We start from the raw sequence: 260 nt of genomic DNA, 5'->3' as shown, positions 1-260 counted from the left end.
CATCAACTTCGTGACGGCGCACGACGGCTTCACGCTGCACGACCTCGTCTCGTACGACGTCAAGCACAACGAGGCGAACGGCGAGCACAACCGTGACGGCGCCGACATGAACCGCGCGTTCAACCACGGGATCGAGGGGCCGACCGACGACCCGGCCATCCTCGCGGCTCGCCGTAAGGCGATGCGCAATCTGCTGGGCACTCTTCTGCTGTCCGCAGGCATTCCGATGCTCACCGCGGGTGACGAGGTCGGGCGCACAC

1 pseudogene is annotated in these 260 nt (G+C 66.2%); it reads left to right on the top strand.

Annotation, left to right across the window (positions count from 1 at the left end):
• Window positions 1-260, top strand: a pseudogene (locus tag SB754_RS21125) (glycogen debranching enzyme); the annotation flags it as partial.

Origin of the sequence: Leifsonia sp. SIMBA_070 (assembly GCF_046534635.1) — a bacterium.
GTDB lineage: Bacteria > Actinomycetota > Actinomycetes > Actinomycetales > Microbacteriaceae > Leifsonia.
This window is presented reverse-complemented; position numbering and strand designations above follow the sequence as displayed.